Annotated in this window: 20 protein-coding genes; 16 read left to right on the top strand and 4 right to left on the bottom strand. The window is 36.7% G+C overall.

Annotated features, from left to right (window positions below; genetic code table 11):
• The first annotated feature begins 30 nt into the window (after positions 1-30).
• Positions 31-1,455 (top strand): aldehyde dehydrogenase family protein, encoded by a 1,425-nt coding sequence (locus tag ACTWP4_RS00645; RefSeq protein ID WP_443126826.1) that lies wholly within the window; start codon positions 31-33, stop codon positions 1,453-1,455.
• A 35-nt stretch (positions 1,456-1,490) separates the two neighbouring features.
• Here ACTWP4_RS00645 and ACTWP4_RS00640 read toward each other — a convergent pair whose 3' ends face one another.
• A complete protein-coding gene (locus ACTWP4_RS00640) occupies positions 1,491-2,843 on the bottom strand; it encodes an MATE family efflux transporter (protein WP_443126825.1) in 1,353 nt (450 codons plus the stop codon).
• Positions 2,844-2,915: 72 nt separating this feature from the next.
• On the opposite strand from ACTWP4_RS00640, the gene ACTWP4_RS00635 reads away from it, so the two are divergent.
• Positions 2,916-3,986 (top strand): undecaprenyldiphospho-muramoylpentapeptide beta-N-acetylglucosaminyltransferase, encoded by a 1,071-nt coding sequence (locus tag ACTWP4_RS00635; RefSeq protein WP_443126824.1) that lies wholly within the window; start codon positions 2,916-2,918, stop codon positions 3,984-3,986.
• A gap of 79 nt (positions 3,987-4,065) precedes the next feature.
• Entirely contained in the window at positions 4,066-4,896 is an 831-nt protein-coding gene (locus ACTWP4_RS00630; RefSeq protein WP_443126823.1) for an aldo/keto reductase, read from the top strand.
• Between the two features lie 696 nt (positions 4,897-5,592).
• Here ACTWP4_RS00630 and ACTWP4_RS00625 read toward each other — a convergent pair.
• Positions 5,593-6,141: a beta-class carbonic anhydrase gene (locus ACTWP4_RS00625; RefSeq protein WP_443127344.1), complete on the bottom strand. Its 549-nt coding sequence runs from the start codon at positions 6,139-6,141 to the stop codon at positions 5,593-5,595.
• Between the two features lie 104 nt (positions 6,142-6,245).
• Here ACTWP4_RS00625 and ACTWP4_RS00620 point away from each other — a divergent pair, with 104 nt between their 5' ends.
• From ACTWP4_RS00620 to ACTWP4_RS00605, 4 genes are all read left to right on the top strand, one after another.
• On the top strand, positions 6,246-7,061 hold the full coding sequence (locus ACTWP4_RS00620) for a S1C family serine protease (protein ID WP_443126822.1): 816 nt from the start codon (positions 6,246-6,248) through the stop codon (positions 7,059-7,061).
• A 326-nt stretch (positions 7,062-7,387) separates the two neighbouring features.
• Entirely contained in the window at positions 7,388-8,119 is a 732-nt protein-coding gene (gene sigI / locus ACTWP4_RS00615; RefSeq protein WP_443126821.1) for an RNA polymerase sigma-I factor, read from the top strand.
• The gene (locus tag ACTWP4_RS00610) at positions 8,116-9,225 is read left to right on the top strand and encodes an anti-sigma-I factor RsgI family protein (protein ID WP_443126820.1); all 1,110 of its coding nucleotides are present in this window, start codon (positions 8,116-8,118) and stop codon (positions 9,223-9,225) included. The genes sigI and ACTWP4_RS00610 overlap by 4 nt, the downstream gene beginning before the upstream one ends.
• A 137-nt stretch (positions 9,226-9,362) precedes the next feature.
• The gene (locus ACTWP4_RS00605; protein ID WP_443126819.1) at positions 9,363-10,901 is read left to right on the top strand and encodes a GNAT family N-acetyltransferase; all 1,539 of its coding nucleotides are present in this window, start codon (positions 9,363-9,365) and stop codon (positions 10,899-10,901) included.
• A gap of 175 nt (positions 10,902-11,076) precedes the next feature.
• Here the strand turns inward: ACTWP4_RS00605 and ACTWP4_RS00600 are convergent, their stop codons facing one another.
• The gene (locus ACTWP4_RS00600) at positions 11,077-11,307 is read right to left on the bottom strand and encodes a YhdB family protein (protein WP_443126818.1); all 231 of its coding nucleotides are present in this window, start codon (positions 11,305-11,307) and stop codon (positions 11,077-11,079) included.
• Positions 11,308-11,496: 189 nt separating this feature from the next.
• On the opposite strand from ACTWP4_RS00600, the gene ACTWP4_RS00595 reads away from it, so the two are divergent.
• From ACTWP4_RS00595 to ACTWP4_RS00555, 9 genes are all read left to right on the top strand, one after another.
• The gene (locus ACTWP4_RS00595) at positions 11,497-12,174 is read left to right on the top strand and encodes a YhcN/YlaJ family sporulation lipoprotein (RefSeq protein ID WP_443126817.1); all 678 of its coding nucleotides are present in this window, start codon (positions 11,497-11,499) and stop codon (positions 12,172-12,174) included.
• Positions 12,175-12,844: 670 nt separating this feature from the next.
• Complete coding sequence (locus ACTWP4_RS00590) at positions 12,845-13,480, top strand: class I SAM-dependent DNA methyltransferase (protein WP_443126816.1); 636 nt, start codon at positions 12,845-12,847, stop codon at positions 13,478-13,480.
• A gap of 19 nt (positions 13,481-13,499) precedes the next feature.
• Positions 13,500-13,967: an S-ribosylhomocysteine lyase gene (locus tag ACTWP4_RS00585; RefSeq protein ID WP_443126815.1), complete on the top strand. Its 468-nt coding sequence runs from the start codon at positions 13,500-13,502 to the stop codon at positions 13,965-13,967.
• Between the two features lie 13 nt (positions 13,968-13,980).
• Positions 13,981-14,904 carry a PLP-dependent cysteine synthase family protein gene (locus tag ACTWP4_RS00580; RefSeq protein ID WP_443126814.1) on the top strand — a complete coding sequence of 308 codons (924 nt, stop codon included), beginning with the start codon at positions 13,981-13,983 and terminating at the stop codon, positions 14,902-14,904.
• An 11-nt stretch (positions 14,905-14,915) separates the two neighbouring features.
• Positions 14,916-16,049: a bifunctional cystathionine gamma-lyase/homocysteine desulfhydrase gene (locus ACTWP4_RS00575; protein ID WP_443126813.1), complete on the top strand. Its 1,134-nt coding sequence runs from the start codon at positions 14,916-14,918 to the stop codon at positions 16,047-16,049.
• Between the two features lie 424 nt (positions 16,050-16,473).
• Positions 16,474-17,847, top strand: coding sequence for a dipeptidase (locus tag ACTWP4_RS00570; protein ID WP_443126812.1), 1,374 nt, complete (start codon positions 16,474-16,476; stop codon positions 17,845-17,847).
• 90 nt (positions 17,848-17,937) lie between these two features.
• Positions 17,938-18,309, top strand: coding sequence for a hypothetical protein (locus ACTWP4_RS00565; protein WP_443126811.1), 372 nt, complete (start codon positions 17,938-17,940; stop codon positions 18,307-18,309).
• Between the two features lie 228 nt (positions 18,310-18,537).
• Positions 18,538-19,230: a response regulator transcription factor gene (locus ACTWP4_RS00560; protein ID WP_443126810.1), complete on the top strand. Its 693-nt coding sequence runs from the start codon at positions 18,538-18,540 to the stop codon at positions 19,228-19,230.
• Between the two features lie 2 nt (positions 19,231-19,232).
• Positions 19,233-20,630: a HAMP domain-containing sensor histidine kinase gene (locus ACTWP4_RS00555; protein WP_443126809.1), complete on the top strand. Its 1,398-nt coding sequence runs from the start codon at positions 19,233-19,235 to the stop codon at positions 20,628-20,630.
• Positions 20,631-21,074: 444 nt separating this feature from the next.
• Here ACTWP4_RS00555 and ACTWP4_RS00550 read toward each other — a convergent pair whose 3' ends face one another.
• Entirely contained in the window at positions 21,075-21,503 is a 429-nt protein-coding gene (locus tag ACTWP4_RS00550) for a CHRD domain-containing protein (RefSeq protein ID WP_443126808.1), read from the bottom strand.
• Between the last annotated feature and the right edge of the window lie 2 nt (positions 21,504-21,505).

The following is a 21,505-nucleotide window of genomic DNA, read 5'->3' as shown; positions in this document are numbered from 1 at the left end:
CATAAATCTGATAAACAGAGGTGTTAAACGATGCAGCAGTTTCAACTTTTTATTGATGGAAAATGGGTAGATACAAACGAAACTTTAGATGTATTAGACAAATATTCACAGGAAGTATATGCACGAGTGGCAAAAGCTGATGAAGATACGGTAGATCAAGCGATTGATAGTGCATCGAAAGCTTTTGAACGCGAGCAGCTTTCACCATATGAACGCTATCAAATTTTACACAAGGCATCCATACTTATTTCAGAAAAAAAAGAAGAATTGGCCATGGTTATTACTAGAGAAGCAGGTAAACCGTTAAAACAAGCACGTGCTGAAATTGCCCGTTCTGCCCAAACCTTCTTAATAGCAGCAGAAGAGGCAAAACGAATCCATGGTGAAGGCGTTCCGGTTGAAGCAGCACCAGGATCGGAAAATAGGATGGCTTTTACTATCAAAGTCCCGGTAGGAGTTGTCGGTGCGATCAGTCCATTTAACTTTCCACTTAATCTTGTTTCACATAAGGTAGCACCAGCTCTAGCTGCCGGCAATGCGGTTGTCTTGAAGCCTGCCAGTAAAACACCAATCTCATCCTTGAAATTGGCAGAAATTCTTGATCAAGCAGGCCTGCCGAAAGGATTATTACAAGTTATAGTTGGTTCAGGATCGACAGTCGGTAATCAAATGATCAAAGATGAGCGAATTTCGCTTTATACGTTTACTGGCAGTGCAAAAGTAGGCTTGAAATTAAAACAGGAAACAGGATTGAACCGGTTAATCTTAGAGTTAGGAAATAACTCTCCAGTGATTGTCGATAAAGAAGCAGATCTTGATTTAGCAGCCAAAACACTTGCAGCACAATCCTTTGCCTTTGCAGGGCAAGTATGTATATCCGTGCAACGAATTTATGTACATGAAGAAGTCCAGGAATTCTTTTTAGAAAAACTGAAAGAGCATATGGCTACATTAAATATAGGGGATCCAACCGATCCAGGGACAGATGTTGGTCCTATGATTGCACAAGAAGAGGCAGAACGTGCAGAAGAATGGATTCAGGAAGCAGTGAAAAAAGGTGCTAATATCTTCATTGGTGGTGAAAGAGAAGGAGCCCTACTGAAACCAACCATTATGACCGATGTCAAACCAGAAATGCGAGTAGTATGTGAAGAAATATTCGCACCAGTAGCGAGTGTCATTTCTTTTTCAGATATCAAGCAGTGTATTCATGAAATAAATCAATCGGATTATGGCTTACAAGGTGGTATTTTTACACAGAATATAGATACTGCTTATTACGCTGCTAAACATGTAGAAGTAGGCGGATTTATGATTAATGAAGGTTCACAATATCGTGTGGATTTAATGCCCTATGGCGGAGTAAAAGATAGTGGTAACGGTAAAGAAGGACCTAAATATTCAATCGAGGAAATGACCGAAGAACGTTTAATTGTGATGAATTTAAAGGTGTAGCTGAGATAGCTACACCTTTACATCTTCAAATAAAATCACACCTGTTGGGCTAATTTTTTTTGCAGGTAATACATCCGTCCGAATAAGGTGATAGCACCTGCTGAAAGTCCAACGATTAATCCTAACCAATAACCAAACGCATCTAAATTTGTATAATTCGCAAATAACCAACCGCTTGGCAATCCGATTAACCAATAGGAAACTAAAGACATCCAAAATGTAATATTCACATCTTTATATCCGCGTAGTATTCCTTGAACAGGCGCACCAACAGCATCAGCAAACTGGAAGAATATCGCATAATAAAGGAATTGTTTCGTTAATGCTATTACTTCTGGATGATCACTATAAAGATGAGCAACCTGATCGTCTAACAGATAAATGACACCGCCAGCTAAAAAGGCGATTATAATTCCTGATATAATGCCCATATAGGAATAGGTTTTGGCATCGTGAATCCGTTTCGCCCCTACTTCAAAGCCAACTGCAATCGTTAGAGACATAGCAATACTTAATGGAATCATATATAAAAACGAAGCAAAATTAATTGCTGCCTGGTGTGCAGCAATCGTATTAGTACTATATACACTTAACATGAATGTCACCGCAGAAAAAATACTCACTTCAAAGAAAATCGAAAAGCCAATAGGAATTCCAATCCGTAACTGACTGAACCATTCTTTTAATGAAGGTTTCAAGAACTGGCGGAAAATCTGGTGACCACGAAAAGGACGAACATAATGGACGATCCAAATGGATAAGATTAAATTAACAACAAATGTTAATGCTGATGCAATACCAGCACCGATCCCTCCAAAGGCTGGTAAACCTAATTTGCCAAAAATAAATATGTAATTAAATAAGATATTTAAAGGCAGGGAAATTAATATAATCGCCATCGAAATTCTGGTGTGTCCAAGACCATCAATATAGGAACGTAATAGGTTATAGATGAAAAAAGGAATCATTCCTAGTCCAATAGTAATAATGTAATACTTGGCAACATGCTGTACCCGGTCTTCCAAATCCATTAATCCTAAGATAGGATCGATCAGGAAAGCACCAACCAATGTAACAACAACCCCTAATCCGATCGATAAATAAATGCCTTGTTGCACGGTGAAAGGAATTTTCTCTTCTTCATTAGCTCCTGTCAATTGAGCAACAATCGGAGACATTGCCATCAGTATACCGACGATTGCCATTTGTACCGGCACCCATAAACTGGATCCAATCGCTACTCCGGCTAAATCAGCAGCACCTGCTTTACCTGACATAATCGTGTCAAAAAAGTTCATCGCATACATACTTACTTGCGTGATTAGAATGGGTATCAGTATAATCATAAAGAGTCTTATTTTTTCTCGTAAGTTTTTGGTTTTGTACATAACAATCTTCCTTTTCTACGCTAGTAGGAGGATTATAACATATTTTGCTAAAAGAGAGGACGGGTTTTATTTATGACCACTAAACAAATTATTTTTACCGGTGGTGGAACTGCAGGACATGTGATGGTGAATTTAGCAATTATTCCTGAATTTTTAAAAGACGGTTGGGCCATTGATTATATTGGATCGAAAAATGGTATTGAAAGAGAGTTAATAGAACCACTAGAAGGGGTGACATATCATCCGATTTCTACCGGGAAACTCAGGCGCTATTTTTCCAAGGAGAATTTTAAGGATCCGTTTAAAGTATTAAAAGGAACCTGGCAAGCACATCGCATTATAGGTAAAAAGAAGCCAACTGTTATTTTTTCTAAGGGTGGATTTGTATCTGTTCCCGTATTAGTGGCAGCACGTATGAAAGGTGTACCTGCCGTTATTCATGAATCGGACTTTACGCCAGGGCTTGCCAATAAATTAGCGATTCCTTTTGCTAAAAAAGTGCTGGCTACTTTTCCAGAAACGGTAAAATACTTACCTGAGCAAAAAGCTGAATGGATTGGTGCTGTTGTTCGTGAAGAGCTTTTTACCGGTAAGCGAGAAAAAGGCTTTGCCATGACAGGATTTACTGGCAAAAAAAATGTTTTATTAATTATGGGTGGAAGTGCCGGTTCTCAAAAAATTAATCAAGCAGTGCGTGAAGGGTTAGAAGAATTGTTACTGCAATTTCAAGTCATTCATATTTGTGGAAAAAACAATATCGATGAGACTTATGAACAAGATGGTTATGTTCAATATGAATATGTCCAAGATGAATTGAAGGATTTACTTGCCATCACAGATTTGGTTTGTTCGCGTGCGGGCGCCAATGCGATTTTCGAATTTTTGGCATTAAATAAACCGATGTTGCTTATTCCGTTATCACGTCAAGCTAGTCGGGGAGATCAGATTGTTAATGCGCAATCTTTTGAAAAACAGGGGTATGCAAAAGTCTTAGAGGAAGAAAATTTATCAACCGAATCATTGGTGGGCTCCCTGCTTGAATTAAAAAAAGATAAATTTGATATGAAAGATAAAATGAATCAATATCGTTCCAGTGAGGCAAAGCAAAAAGTAATTGAAATTATTAAACATCAGGCAAATTAAGCAGTATATTTGGGGGAATCCCAAAAGGATATTAAAATGGAAAGTGAATCCGTTAAGAAAAAAAGGAGGAGTTCTACATATGAGTTTAACGACTACATTAAAACTGAACAATGAATCAGAAATACCTGCAGTAGGATTAGGCGTATACAAAGCAGAACCAGGTGATGAGGTCTATCATGCGGTACGTTCAGCATTGGAATTAGGATATCGTCATATTGATACGGCTTCTCTTTATGCTAATGAAGAAGGCGTCGGCCAAGCAATTAAAGATAGCGGCATTCCTCGTGAAGAAATTTTTGTGACAACAAAAGTTTGGAATGATGAACAAGGGTATGAAGAAACGAAAGCAGCGTTTAAGCGCAGTTTAGAACGTCTGCAAATGGATTATGTTGACTTATACTTAGTACACTGGCCAGTACCAGGTAAATTTACGGAAACTTATAAAGCTCTCGAAGAAATCTATCATGAAGGAAAAGCAAAAGCGATCGGTGTAAGTAACTTTGAGCCACACCACTTAGAGGAATTACTAAAAGAAGTAGAGATTACGCCGGCAGTAAATCAGGTGGAATTACACCCGCAATTACAACAGCAAGCTGTTAGAGATTTTTGTGAAAAGCATGATATTAAAGTAGAAGCATGGGCTCCACTAGGTAAGGCGCGTTATTTTGATCATCCAGTTTTACAGGACCTAGCTGCAAAGTATAACAAAAAGCCTTCACAAATTATCGTACGTTGGCAATATCAAAGTGGAATTATTACAATTCCAAAGTCTGTTCATAAGGAACGTCAACAGGAAAATGTAGATATATTTGATTTTGCATTATCGACTGAAGATATCGAAAAAATCAAAAGTATGGATGCAGACAAACGAATCGGTGCTCATCCAGATGAATTTGATTACGGAGTTTAGAATGTGAAATTTAGATGAAGGACAAAAATAAAAATGGAAACCTAAATGTGACCTTCATATATGAATAGAGGCTGGGACAAATCAATTTTTCCACTCTATAGACGAATAATGTAATCAATTAAAATGAACATACGCAAATTTTGAAAAGGTTTGAACTGCTAAACATCCGCTCTGGCTACCCGCTTCCCTTTCCGTGGGGTTTTATCTTCAGCTAACTTTTCCAAGCAAAGACCGCTCGGAAAAGTGGATCTTCAGAGAAAACATTCCCACAGGAGTGAAAGCGGAAGCCTCCGCTTAAAAAAGTTCTACAATGTTTATCACAGTTAACTTTTTGAACTGTCGAGAAAGATAAGTTTATATAAAGTGATAACAAGAAATAAGTATGGAATTTCTACCACTTACATCCATTGTGGAACCTTTTTAGCGCAGGCGCCCACTTCGACTCCTGGGGGATCAGCGTGATCTGAAGATCCACTTTTGTAAAGTGGATTTCTTTACAAAAGTTAGCTGAAGACACGCCCCTCGGAAAGCGAAGTGGGCAAGCCGTAGCGGTTTTTAAGCATTTTACACATGGCAAAATTACCACTGTTCCTATTACGCAATTAAAACTCCGAACGATAACAATTTCTAATCGTAGAATTGCATAATCGTCCGGAGTTTATTTTTATCAAATCGCTTTTCTCCAAGCCTCTTTCATTAATATCCTTTTTTAACTAAATCTAATTTCCCAGTTGCCGGATCGATAATAAGACCGTGTACTGGCACTTCTTCCGGTAACAAAGGATGGTTATCGATAATACGAACTGACTGCTCAACAGATGCGGTAACATCGTCAAAACCAGTTAACCATTCTTTTGGCTCCTTATCGAGACTGTCAATATCAGTCTGTTCGATTCCTTTTTCCTTCATTAAATCAACGAAACTTTCTGTCTCAAAACCATTCATTCCACAACCGTGATGCGCGATTACAAATACTTCATCAGCTTGTAAGGCGTGGATTGCCACTAATATACTTTTCATCGTACTATCATATGGATCATTCAAAATAGCTCCTGCATTTTTTACCATTTTCACATCGCCATTTTGTAAATTTAATGCTTTAGGTAATAATTCGACAAGGCGAGTATCCATGCATGTGAAAATTACTGCCCGTTTATTTGGAAATTTATCAGTCTCATATACCTTATAGCCTTCTTCTTCGACAAATTTTTTATTATAGTCAAGAATTTCATCTAATAACATTATGACACTCCTTTCTCTATTAACTTATAATATAAAACAAGATAGTAATTCATTCAATCAAAATGATATAATAAAATCACAAGATCGTATTTTTGATGAGGTGTAATATGAAACATTCCGATGACAAAGAATGGGATATTATTGATAAAGATTTGTATGAAGAGATAGATCCCGAAGAAATGTATGAGCTTGTCCAAGAAGAACGACGCAAATTAGAAGAGAAAGAACGACAAGAAGAAGAAGATAGCAAAAAGAGAGTTTTCCCGAAATGGGCAGTGTGGTCGATTGCTATTGCAATGTTTATTCAAGTCATTGCCATCATTCCGCAAACTTTTTCGATTCCAGCTATCGAGTTTATTCAAACATCGGCACGTTTAATGCAGAATGAAACTGTACAACAATATAGGGAAGCAGTTGTCGTCATTGAAGGCGAGGATAATAAAGGAACCGGTTTTGCAATATCAGCCGATGGTTACATTATTACCAACTATCATGTGATTGAGGATCAGCCAAGAATAACGGTTGCTTTCCAAGAGGAAGGTCTTTATAGTGGAGAGGTAGTGGAAACCTATCCAGCTATTGATCTTGCGGTATTGGATGTGGAAGCGGAAAATCTTCCGTATTTAGAACTAAACGATCAAAACAGTGATGCAAAGTTAGAGGATATCTTATTTATTGGGAATCCGCTCCGTTTTAATGGGATTGCTAACGAAGGAGACTTAATCGGAAAGACACAACTCTCTTCTTGGGATAAGCCAGTTTACATGTTAGATGCCCCTGTTTATCGGGGGAATAGTGGTAGCCCAGTATTGGATGAAAATGGGGAAGTCATCGCAGTTATTTTTGCGACACAAAAAAATGAGAAACATGGTAGAATTGGGTTAGCCGTACCGATAGAATATTTACCTATAAATAAACAATAAACATGTAAACTCTCAGTAAGTTTTTGCTGAGAGTTTATTTTCTGGATTAGTAAACCTATATCCTTGATTTTAAGAAAAAAGGTTCCAAAGAACTATAAGCAATGATCATAGTTCTGTGAGTATTTAATCACGATGAGTAAATGTATCTATTTTTTGAAAATAAATTTTAATGAAATGTAATCAAATCATGGTAGATAGAAACAAAATTTTCTTTTATTCTGTATAAAGTGACAAAAAAAACTGGTGAACATTTACTTAATTTTATTGAAAACAGACAAAAAAACATAAATACAATACGAATTTATAAAGGACTGGTGGTGCCGAATATGTTAGAAAGCCAGTTAATCGATAGAGAATATAGATTAGAAGATCAAATTGAGTTGATACAGCGAGGTGATGAGCATCTACGTAATGATATAATAAAAGCATATCAACCATTTATTGCGAAATGTGTTTCGGATGTATGTAAAAGATATATCAAAAAACAACATGATGAATTTAGTGTCGGTATGATCGCTTTTAATGAGGCAATAGAGATGTATTCACGTGAGAAAGGCTCATCATTTCTTGCATTTGCACAAGTCATTATTAAACGCAAAGTAATTGATTATATCCGTAAAGAACAGCGACAATATATGTATCCAGCTTTGAATATGAATGATGAGGATGAGTTGGAAGAAAGTCCTTTACAGATATCAGAAGCTAAAAAAATATTTCAACTAGAAGAAGAATCATGGAACCGCAAACAAGAGATTATTGAGTTATCAGAACACTTAAAGCAGTATAAAATTTCGTTTAAAGAACTTACAGAAATTTCGCCAAAACATCAAGATGCGCGGGAATCTGCGGTTTATGCTGCAAAACAATTAATAAATACTCCAGATTTAAAAGAATATGTACTTCGTAAAAAAAGAGTACCTATAAAAAATTTATTGAAGGTTGTACCTGTCAGTAAAAAAACGTTAGAAAGAAACCGGAAGTATATATTAACGGTATTTATTATCCTTACAGGTGATTATGTATATTTAAAAGAATACCTTGAGGGGGTAGATCTGTGAAAAGAGGAATAGTTGTGGAACACAAATTACGATATACAATCGTGATGGATAAGAATGGTGTGTTCCACAAAGCGATACCAATAAAGGATAAAGAAATTGGTATGGAAACCTTTTATCAACAAAAAGAATCCGTCTGGCAATCGTTTTTTATGTTGTTTAAAGGATCAATAAGATGGAAAATAGTTCCTATGGTGTTGATGTGTTTACTATTATTAAGTCCATTATATTTATGGGTAGCAGATAATAATGCTTATGCTGTAGTTAGTATTGACATTAATCCGAGCATGAACATTACCATTGATGAAAACTATCAAGTGATTGACGTTGAACCGATGAATGATGATGCAGAACAATTGATGGATATTTTAGAGGTTAAAAATCATACCATAAAATCGTTGACAGATGAAATTTTTGATTTAGTTACAACGGACTCAGGAACAGAAGAGAAACGTCCAGTTTTAATGGCTGTAAGCTATTTCAATGATCAGGAAGATCATCAATTCGAAGATGAATTAGGCAGTTATTATCAACAACAAGGATATCAAGTTGCAATTTATGAAGTGTCAAAAGAACTAAGAACACAATCAGAAGCAGAACATGTTTCCATGAATGAATTAACTGCTCAGACCTTAGGTGAGAGTGTAGAAGCAGAAGTAAAACAAATTTCGACCGAAAGTGATACGTCTAAACCGTCCTTAGATAATGAGGAGAGAGAACTAATCGAAAATTTTTATAATCATAATAAGCAAGAACAAGAGGACAAGGATCGTCACGAAGAGAATGTAGAAGAAATAGAGGAAACCAAACAAGAAAAATTAGAAAAAGAAACAAATGATTTTTCTGTTCTGCCTGTTCATGCAAATGATCGTGCTAAAGAGCGAAAACCAGTAAACAATGGTAACAAGAAAAATAATCACGGTCAAAAAGTAAGCGAAAAGGCAAAAGAAAAAAAAGACAATAAAGGTCAAAAAGTGAACACAAAAGCAAAGAAAAAAGAGCAGAGTGAAAAAAAACATAAAGCGAATAGCAATAAGCATAAAAACAAACATAATAATAAAAAGTCAACTAGTAAAAAAGATAAATCGCCCCAAAAGCGTAACAGATAAAATGAAGACTGTCATTTCTACAAAGGAGATGACAGTTTTTAATGTGCGAAGAAAAATGCATCGTAAACCACCAAAGAGCAATATTGCGGAAAATACGATATAATTTGTAAAAAGTAAGAGCAGAAAGGTGGAACAATATGTCTGAAATTGATCTATCCAGTTTTGAAAAGAAAATCATTGTCCGTAATTTGAAACCTCAAGACTTTGAGCAAATTTTCGCTTTACAAAAACAATGTTTTCCGAATATGGAACCATGGAAAAAAGAACACCTTAATAGCCATCTTGAGATCTTTCCGGAAGGTCAGTTTTGTGTAGAATATGATGGCAAGATAATAGGCAGTTGCTCCAGTCTTGTGATCAATTTTGATGAATATGATGATCAACACACTTGGGACGATATTACCGATGAAGGATATATTACGAACCATAATCCAGAAGGCTACAATCTATATGGAATTGAGGTTATGGTCGACCCTGCATTTCAAGGGATGAAGATTGGCAAGAGATTATACGAAGCTCGAAAAGATTTATCACGACGTATGAATTTAAAAAGTATCATAATAGGTGGAAGAATTCCTAACTATCATAACTACCAGAACGAGTTGACACCAAGAGAATATGTGGAAGAAGTAACCAATAAAAATATATTTGATCCGGTTCTAACTTTTCAAATTATGAATGGCTTTACAGTAATGCGGATTAATCCGAAGTATCTGCCAGATGATAAAGCTTCTGTACAATATGCCACATTAATGGAATGGAATAATATTGATTATCTTCCCCAGACAAAAAGGCATTTTAAAACAGCGTTTCCGGTTAGAATTACGGTGATTCAATATATGATGAAGCGAATTGAATCGTTTGATGAGTTTGCAAAGCAAGTAGAATATTATGTTGATGTTGCCTATGATTTCGGCTCTGATTTTGCTGTGTTTCCTGAAATCTTCACAACGCAATTGATGTCATTTATTGATGAAAAGGTACCGTCTAAATCTATTCGTAAATTGTCGGAGTTTACCGAGGATTATATCGCTCTTTTTACTGATTTAGCGGTAAAATATAATGTTAATATTGTTGGTGGATCTCATTTTGTAGAAGAAAACGATCACATATATAATATTGCTTATTTATTCAGAAGAGATGGTACGATTGATAAACAATATAAAATCCATGTAACACCTAATGAACGTAAATGGTGGGGAATTCAACCTGGAGATCATGTGGGCATTTTTGATACCGATTGTGGAAAAATCGCCATTCAAATTTGTTATGATATTCAATTTCCAGAATTGACAAGATATGCAGTTGATCAAGGTGCAAATATTATTTTTGTACCGTTCTGTACCGATGATCGTCAAGGATATCTACGTGTTCGTTACTGTGCGCAAGCACGAGCGGTGGAAAATCAAGTGTATACAGTTATTGCTGGTACAGTGGGGAACTTAACACAAGTGGAAAATATGGATATTCAGTATGCACAATCTGGAATTTTTACACCGTCAGATTTTGAATTTGCTCGAGATGGTATTGTTGGTGAGTGTCATCCTAATATCGAAACGGTTGTTGTTGGTGATGTAGATTTAGAAATCTTAAGAAGACAACGTAAATCAGGTACTGTAAGACAATTGCGTGATAGACGACATGATTTGTTTGAGATTAAATATCGTGGTCATTAAGTTAATTTAGCTGAGGAAAGATACAACAGTAGAGGAGACTTTCACAGATACCGTACTTAGTACTGGTAGTATTCTTTCCTCAGCATTATTTTATCACGGTGCTAACCGTCTGTAAGTTTTCCACTTCAAGCTTCAAGTACAGACGCTAACACCCTGATAAGTTTCGCTACTCATTTTATTGTGAAGTAAGGCTCATTTGACTGACTAAAGCATGGTCAATATAATGCATAAGTTGTTCATGTGAATCCATCAGATACTCCTGTGAGCTGGGATAATGATAAGCATGCAAAAATTGTTCAATCTTTTTCGAAAGCAAGTCATCATTAGTTCGGACCATTAATACAAGTAAATCATCCCATTGCCCCCATAACGTATAATATAATGCTTTATCGTAGTCGATATTCAACGATAATCCCCCTTTTTTGCTTTCTTATTTGTTGTATACATTTTAGTTGGGGAATTATTATTAGTGTGTGCGGTTTACAATGAAAAAGTCGAAAGAACTGTTGGTCTCGTTACCAAATATTAATTAACATAAGTCATTCTGTTTCCATCCATACTATTTATGACCTTATAAAAAAAAGGAGGGAAACAGATGAAATTACCAAAGCCGGCTTTAGCGTTGACCTTTGCTGCAACGTTAACACTTGTAGCATGTGGTGGAAATGAATATGGCCAAGAAAACGGAGAATATAATGGTAATCCGGCACAACCGATAGGATACAACCAAACATCTAACGATCCAGCAAATGATCGTGCTAATAATAGAAATCAAACAACAGATCCAGCTCGCGGACAAGATAATATGAACAACCGTGATACCCGTAGAAATGACAACAATCAATTCATGTTTGATGGCAAAACGAATAGAGACGCTGATAATGGGACTAACTCTAGGCGAGAAGGTAATAACTATAACTTAGGGGAAAAAGCAGCGGAAAAAATCGAGTCTGACGTTCCGGAAATTGACCGTGTATATGTAGTAACAACTGAAAATAATGCATATGTAGCGGCGTCATGGGATAAAGAAACCGATAATGAAAATCCTAATCGAAACAATGAGGAATTAAGTGAAGAAACAAAAGCAAAAGTCACAAAAGCAGTAAAATCTGTTAACGATGATATTGATAATGTCTATGTCTCGACAAATCCGGATTTCTTTGATTTAGCTGGTCAGTATGCCGATGATGTAGAAAATGGCGAACCAGTAGAAGGCTTTTTTAGAAGAATGGGAAATATGATACAAAGAGTATTCCCAAGTGATGAAGAATAATAAAGCAAGAGCAAGTATCTTCGGATGCTTGCTCTTTTATCTTGTAAGGATTTTGTCATCCGAGTGTTTATTTTGAAAGGTAAAATATATGAATCCAGCGCTCCGGCTTACCGTTCCGCTTTCCGGGGGGCGAGCTCCTCAGCTAACTTGCCAAAGAAGCCCGCTTTGAAAAGTGGATCTTCGGATCACGCTGTTCCCCCAGGAGTCGGAACGGTCGGCCTACGCTATTAGAAGATGCGACAATATTTGTCAGAAGTAGCATGTTGACTTTATTATTGATCAAGTGAAAAGCCCGCTATTTACTTAGTATAAAAGCAACCATGTTTCTTCTTACTAGCGTTATAGAGTATGATTAAAGCGTAAACCGCCAACTTCAACTACTGTGGGAATTGTTTGGTCTGAGCGGTTTTTTGCTCGAAAAGTTAGCTGAAGAGCAAACCCCACGGAACTGGGCAGCCGGAGTGATGGTCAAACGGTTGATATATTTCAAAATGGCTACTAATAGCAATCGCCACAGACTTACTTAGCATATAGTTATAAGGTTGGGCGGATTGCCCAGTTTTTCTTAAGTTGCATCTTTGCATATTGTAGGTTTATATGCTATATTAGTGTCAATTCCGATAAAACAGAGTAAAATAGTATGAATTAAACATAGATGGAGGAGTTTACCATGGGGAGAGAGTTTTTGGAAGTGTTTGAAGAGTGGGCTTCGACATATGACGAAGCAGTAACGGGACATGATCCTCAGTATAGAGATGTATTCGAAGGATATGATACAATATTAGGTGAAGTTGCACAGTTGGCTGAAGGCACTGTTATGGAATTCGGCGTTGGCACCGGGAATTTAACGGAAAAACTTTTAGATAAAGGCGTAAAAGTCATTGGGATTGAACCATCAGAACCAATGAGAGAGCAAGCGAAAGAGAAATTACCTGCCTTAGATCTGCATGAAGGTGATTTTTTAGAATTTCCATTACCGGATCAACCAGTAGATACGATTGTTAGTACGTATGCATTTCACCATTTAACAAAAGAGGAAAAGAACAAAGCAATTGCTAAATTTTATTCTTTGTTAGCAGATGGTGATCGAGTAGTGTTTGCGGACACGGTATATGAAAATAAACAAGCAGAACAGCAAATCAAACAAGAAGCAGATGAATTGGGCTATCATGATTTACTTGAGGATTTGAACAGAGAATACTATCCTCTATTAGAGGAAATCCGTCAGCTATTTGAACAAAATGGTTTTAGTTTTGAAGCGAAACAGCGTAATAAATTTGTTTGGTTATTTGTAGCCGAAAAATAAAAAGAGGAGTGAATAGAAAATGCCTAAAAAAATGAATGTTGAAAGCTTTAATTTAGATCATACAAAAGTGAAAGCACCGTATGTACGTCTCGTTGGGGTTACTACAGGAGAAAATGGTGATAAAGTTTATAAATACGATATTCGATTCTGTCAGCCTAATAAAGACCATATGGATATGGCGGGGCTACATTCAATTGAACACTTAATGGCAGAAAACATTCGAAATCACATTGACAATGTTTTGGATATCAGTCCAATGGGATGCCAAACAGGATTTTATCTTGCAATTATAAATAATGACAGCTTTGATGATGTGGTAGAAGCACTAGCAAAGACACTACAGGATGTATTAGAAGCAACAGAAGTACCAGCTTGTAATGAAGTTCAATGTGGATGGGCAGCTAACCATAGCTTAGAAGGTGCAAAAGATATCGCAAGAAATATGCTAACAGGAAAAGACGAATGGCACATCGTGTTTGCTGAATAAAAGAGGGATTAGATTGGCACTTTATAAAAATATACAACAATTGATTGGAGGTACACCGTTAATGGAGTTATCGAATTTCGAGCTTCCAGACGGTGTACGACTTTTTGCGAAATTAGAATTCTTTAATCCTGGTGGCAGTATTAAAGATCGTTTAGGCGTAAATTTGATCGAAACAGCACTAGAATCTGGTGCATTGAAACCAGGTGGAACCATTATCGAACCGACCGCTGGCAACACTGGGATTGGAATTGCGTTAGCGGCTGTAAATAAAGGATTTCGTGTTATTTTTGTTGTTCCTGAACACTTTAGTCAGGAAAAACAATTACTAATCAAAGCGTTAGGAGCAGAAATTGTTCATACACCTAGGGCAGAAGGAATGGTTGGTGCAATTGAAAAGACAAAACAGCTACTTGCAGAAATTCCTAACAGTTATGCTCCACAGCAATTTCAGAATCCAGCAAATCCAGAAACTTATTACAAGACATTAGCACCAGAAATTGAGAAGGATTTAAATGGTGAAGTATCTGTTTTTGTTGCAGGTGCCGGAACGGGTGGGACTTTTATGGGTGCTGCTCGTTATTTCAAGGATCAGAATCCGGAAACGAAAACTGTAATTGTCGAGCCTGAGGGATCAGTCATTGCTGGTGGTGAAGCAGGAGAACATCGTACGGAAGGAATCGGTATGGAATTTTTACCAGATTATATGGATCGCGCATTATTCGATGAAGTCCATACGATCGATGATGATGAAGCCTTTGGTATGGTACAGCAACTAGCAGAAAAAGAAGGACTTCTGGTTGGAAGTTCATCTGGAGCAGCAATGGTAGCAGCTTTAAGAGAAGCGGAAGTTGCAAAACCCGGAAGCAACATCGTTACCATTTTTGCAGATAGTAGTGAAAGATATTTAAGTAAAGATATTTATACGTTTGATTCGTAGGAGGAATAGTTATGAAACGTAAAACTAAAATGGTACATGGCGGTATCACAGGGGATGAAAAAACAGGTGCCGTATCAGTCCCCATTTATCAAGTAAGTACCTACAGACAACCTGAAGCCGGAAAACACACCGGTTACGAATATTCAAGAACGGGTAACCCAACGCGCCATGCGCTAGAAACGGTTACAGCTGAATTAGAGAATGGTAAAGCAGGATTTGCTTTTGCTTCGGGAATGGCGGCAATTACATCGATCATGATGTTACTCAAAGCTGGTGATCACGTAGTCTTAACAGATGATGTATACGGTGGAACCTATCGCTTAACGACAAAAGTGTTAAATCGCATCGATCTAGGACACACGTTTGTTGATACGAGTGATATTGCAGCGGTAGAAGCAGCGATTCAGCCAAATACAAAAATGTTATACATTGAAACACCAACGAATCCACTACTAAAAGTAACCGATTTGAAAAAAATGAAGGAAATTGCTGATAAACATAATCTTTTATTAGTGGTTGATAATACTTTTGCAACGCCATACTTGCAAACGCCATTAGATTTCGGTGCCGACATTGTCTTACACAGTGCAACGAAATATATCGGTGGTCACAGTGACGTAGTATCAGGGCTTGCTGTTGTAAATGATGAAAAATTAGCAGAAGAAATTCACTTCATTCAAAACTCTGTCGGTGCTGTCTTAGGACCACAGGATTCATGGTTATTAATGCGAGGTATCAAGACATTAGGGTTGCGTATGGAAGCAATCGAAAAAAATGCAAACAAAATCGCAGCGTTTCTTGATCAGCATCCAAATGTCGAGAAGGTTTATTACCCTGGCATAGCATCCCATGCAGGACATGACGTTGCTAAACAGCAGGAAGAAGGCTTTGGAGGCATGATCGCGTTTGATGTCGGCAGTGGAGAAAAAGCGGATCAAGTATTGAGCAAAGTCGATTATTTCACCCTAGCGGAAAGCCTAGGCGCAGTGGAAAGTTTAATTTCCATTCCGGCACGTATGACACATGCATCGATTCCAAAAGATCGCCGCGAAGAATTAGGCATTACCGATGGGCTAATTCGTTTATCGATCGGAATTGAAGACGTCGATGACTTAATTGAAGATTTGGCAAAAGGCTTAGATTAAGAGCAATAAAAAACACTTGCCTATTTGGAGTAACGGGTAACTTCAAAGGTGCAAACAATCGAATCTCAAAGAAAACGCACTGGATTTCACAATGAAATTCACGTGCGTTTTTTAGTATTTGTTATAAATTTTTTTATATAAGGTTAACTCACACAGCTTTAAGCCCTTTATTGGTGGAGATAAGTATTTATATCTTTCACATCAAAATGAAAGACAAAAGACAGGAAATCGAATAAAAACGTCCATCATAAGCTCAATGAAGGACAAAAAAGCAGAAGACCAGAAAAAATGTCCATGGATCAGCCAAATTCAAAGCACCATCTTAACATTCAAGAAAAAACAATTCCTAAAACTTTTTGGGTGAATGATTCTCCTATTCCATGTTAAACTATGGAAGGAAAGAATCGAAAGGAACGTGATCACGATGAAAGAAGTTATTGAATATCTTGAAAAATATAAAGATCAACACATCGAAGAGCTTAAAGACTTTTTACATATACCAAGTGTCAGTACAGATTCATCTCATAAAGAAGATGTCAAAAAAGCAGCAGAGTTTGTAGGCGATTATTTAACTGAAGCTGGCTTTGAAACCGTGGAAATCCAGAAAACCAAAGGACATCCGTTAGTATATGCTGAGTGGATGAAAGCCGGTGAAGATGCACCAACCGTTTTATTTTATGGTCATTATGATGTACAGCCTCCAGACCCGCTCGATCAGTGGAAAAGTGATCCTTTTCAACCAGAAGTAAGAGATGGAAGGGTCTATGCTCGTGGTGCTAGTGATGACAAAGGGCAAGTTTTTATGCATCTCGTTGTATTAAAAGCTTTCCTGAAATCGACAGGCTCGTTACCAATCAATGTGAAAGTCTGTGTAGAAGGGGAAGAAGAGATCGGCAGTGCTAATCTTTATGATATCCTTCACGAACAAAAAGAAAAATTCCAAGCTGATTTTGCGGTCATTTCGGATTCGGGAATGGTTGCCAAGGACCAGCCAACTATTCTGTATGGATTAAAAGGCTTTACTGGTTTGGAATTCACCTTGAAGGGACCTGACAATGATCTACATTCCGGCTTGTATGGTGGTGCTGTGAAAAATCCGGCAATGGCAATGGCACAACTTTTAGCAACAATGAAAAATGAAGAAGAAGTGGTGCAGGTAAAAGGATTTTATGACCAAGTAGAACCATTGTCTTCAGAAGAACGTGGCTTAATTAAAGATGCACCAAGTGAAGATTACAAGCAATCTACCGGGGTGAAAGAGACGGTTTCGGAAAAAGGATATACAGCGAAAGAACACACCATGGCAAGACCGACATTAGAAATCAATGGTTTATATAGCGGTTACCAGGGAGAGGGAACAAAAACAATTATCCCTTCAACAGCTACTACCAAATTAACATGTCGTTTAGTACCAGGACAGGATCCGCAAGAAATTCAGGATTTATTAGTAAAGCATTTGGAAGAGCATGTGCCAAAAGGTGTGGAACTAACAATAAAACGTGAACCTTTATCGGCAAAGGCATATAAAGTGGATCCAGATCACCCGTTGATCACTAAAGCAGCAGAGAGTTTTACAGAAACCTTTGGAAAAGAAGCAGTATATGTTCGGATGGGTGGCTCTATCCCAGTTGTGGAATGGTTCGACTCGATCTATCAAATTCCTGTGGTATTGCTTGGATTTGGAACACCGGATGACCGACTGCACTCTCCAAATGAGAGCTTCCCAATTGCTCATTTTGATAAGGGAATGAAGACTATTGTCCACTATTGGGAGAAAGTGAAAAATCTTAAACAATAGACTGTGGTGAAAGCAAAAGGTTGACAATATACTGTAACGGTGTAAGATATTTGTAAGCCATTCATCATAGGTAATGGAGGATAATTTATTATGTCAATCTTTTGGATTGTTTTAGTTTTGATCAGCGTATTTATAAGCCATTTACTATATACACGTTATGTACCGGTTAAAGGGATACCATGTGTGGAAATAGATAAAAATCGAAGTCGGGAAAAATCAACCGTTGATATTCGTGATTATCAAGAAGCAGATAATGATAAAGTAGAAGAAGCAGTTGTGATTCCAATTCCATACCTAAAAAGATATTTTCACGAAATTCCTTCCAAGTCAGTGCATATTGTTGCTTCGAATCATGTGGAAAAAAATTTAGCGATTCGCTTTTTGAAACAAAAAGGGTTTGAAATAACAGGTTACACTCTGACAGAATGTAAATGCAAGAAAAAGATAGAAAAACTGGCATAGACCTACAAAGTGAACCTTACTTATGTACAAAATAAGTAGGGTTTATTTTTTTTGCACTAAATGCCTTAATTGCCACGATGCTAACCGTCCGTAAAGCCTTCCCTCCAAGGTTTGAGTAAATAAACGGGGATCAGATGACCTAACACCCTGATATCTTCCACTGATGGAAGCACTTTATTATGATAAAATAGTCTTACATACATCGTTGGAAAAGAAGGGGGTACAATATTGGATCATGCCAGTATATTAGTCGTTGATGATGATGCTGATATTCGTCACTTGGTTGGAATTTATTTACTAGAAGCAGGAATGCATTATAAAGAAGCAAGCAGTGGAAAAGAAGCTTTAACCTTACTGGAAAGGGAATCTTTCGATTTAATCATCCTAGATTTCATGATGGATGATTCGGATGGATTACATGTATTGAACTTTCTTAATTTAAGGCAAATAGATACTCCTATTATTGTATTAAGTGCTCTTACAGAAATTAATAGACAAATCGAAACATTCGGGCTAACTGCAGATGATTATGTCACTAAGCCATTTATTCCGAGTGAGCTCATAGCTCGCGTTATCGCAAACATTCGTCGTAAGCAAAGTCCTGCAACCATTGTATCGTCGAACCGTATTCAATGTGGGCCTATTGTTTTAAATGACCATTCACTAACCATAGAGAACAAAAGTGTCAAATACAGCTTGTCTCAAACCGAATGTGATTTACTATCTATGTTTATGCGTAATCCTGGACAGATTTTTACGAAAGAAGAAATTTATATTGCTGTCTGGAAGGAAAGCTATATTGATTTAAATAAGCTTGATATTTATATTAATTATTTGCGAGAAAAATTAGAAGAAGATCCAAACTCGCCACAATTTATTAAGACGATTCGTGGGATTGGTTATCGTTTTGAGGGTGAATAGCTATGAAACTATCTTCAAAACTATGGATATATTTTATTGTTAGTAGTATTTTAGCAGTCATATTATTTATAAGTCTTAGTCTTTTTATTGGTAAGATTAGTCAAACAGGATACACCAATCAAACATTAGAGGAACTTGCAAATCAAGTGATTAACGAAATCACACTTTCCGACGAGGTCACTTCATCTTCTCTTATTCAAACAATGAATGAATATCATTCCGATCATCCTTCTGTCCAATTTGAGTGGTTTACCACAGAAGGACATATTCTGTACTCCTCTAGCGGTCGAACACAACCGTATAGTTTCTCGGAGTACAGTGACTTATTCGTTAATGAACCATTTAACCTATGGATTCCAGAACATGATATTAATCTGATTTATCCAGTAGAAATAAATGGCCAATCCTATTATTTGCATTTGCAAGTTGAAAATGAAGCAATGAATGGAACAGCTGTTTATTTTTATGTTCGCGAATGGTCTTCTTTTTTCACCCTTATTGTCCCTTTGCTTGCTTTTATCATTACACCTTACTTTTTTACATATTTTTTCTTTTTTAAATTACGCAAGCGATTAAAAAAATTAAATGATGGGTTATCTAAAACAACTCTTGATCAACAGGTAGAAATTGATGATCAATCACAGGATGAAATTGGACAATTGAGTCAACATTTTAATGTAATGTCCAGGCGTATCCATGAACAAGTCGCTCACATTCAAGAGCAAGAAGACAAACGGAAATCATTAATCTCGAATCTATCTCATGATTTGCGAACACCTTTGACGAATATACTTGGCTATGCCGACTCAATTAAAAATGGACTGTATATCAATGAAAAAGAGCTTAAGGCGCATTCAGAAGTAATTGTTCGTCGCTCGCAATACATGGAGAAGTTGATTAATACCTTATTTGAAGTTTCTCAATCTGATTTGCATGGTATTCAACCTAAGAAAGAACGCTGTAATGTACCAAGTATATTACGAAAAATAATAACTGAATATCTCCCAGTTCTCGAAATTAAACATTTCAATATTGACATTGATATACCAGATGTTTCAAATATTATTATGATAGATCCTCATTTGATTGAAAGGGTAATACGTAATTTGCTAGATAATGCGATGAAATATGGTGATAGTGGTAATTATATTGGAGTAAAGTATAGGGAGGACAATGATCAAGTAACGGTTGCTATCATAGATCGTGGCAAAGGAATTCCAGCTGAGCAACTTCCTTTTTTATTTGATCGTTTCTATCAAGGTAGCCAAAATCGAAACAAAGAAAGCTTTGGACTGGGATTATCAATTGCCAAGGAATTCACCAATGCACATAACGGAGATATTACTGTTCATAGCATTCCAGGTAGTGAAACATGTTTTACATTGAGCCTGCCTAAATGATTTAACACTTCGAAGTATATATTCGTAATCGTGAAAAATTAACCCTAGACATCAGTGATAATCAAGAAGCAGTTGTCATCGAGAAGACATTTTCTTGAAGTACCTTCTCGAACGGTTTATACTGTTGCTTTAAATCAAGAGGAAAAGAATTTAGCGATTCGTTTCTTGACACTAAATCGGTTTGAAATAACAGGTTATACCCTTACAGAAAGTAAATGCAAGAAAAAGATAGGAAAACTTGCATAAGTTTGGGGAATAAACCTTGTCTAAGTATAATAATAGGCAAGGTTTATTTGGTTTTGAGCATAGTAAAATAGTCTGGAATCTATCACTAAAAAGGTATAGAAAAAGTTCATGTTTTCAAATTAATGAAAGTACCTAATATAAAAGAAAAAATGGATGAATTAAAAAACTTTTGCCTAATAAAACTAACACTGTGGAAATTTAAATGGGTATAATTTGACCTCTAATTTCACCGGATGGATTTTGTTCAGTATGAGCATTAACATAAGTTAATTTTTGTTCCATGAATTGTAATAACTCTTCTACAGTTTCTATACCTACCTCATTTTCTACAATATCGTCATCCGTAATAGTTCCGGTAACAACGCCTCTACCTGTCGATATACCATTTTGTTCCTCAAGTGTTTCTAAGTCAGCACCAAAAAGAAATACTATTACAGGTCCATTTTCACCTCGTCTACCAAAGTGGATATGCGCTTGAACAAAGTTTTCAATGTTGTTAACTTCTAGTCTAAACTTTATCTTAGTTCTGTTTTTATTAACTACAAACTTTGCCGTACCAAAAGCATTAGTTGTAACAGGTGGGACTTCATTTTTACCTTTTAATCGAGCGATAAAGAATTTACGCATGT

Origin of the sequence: Gracilibacillus sp. D59, from assembly GCF_052246695.1 — a bacterium.
In the GTDB taxonomy this organism is placed as follows: Bacteria; Bacillota; Bacilli; order Bacillales; family Amphibacillaceae; genus Gracilibacillus.
This window is presented reverse-complemented; position numbering and strand designations above follow the sequence as displayed.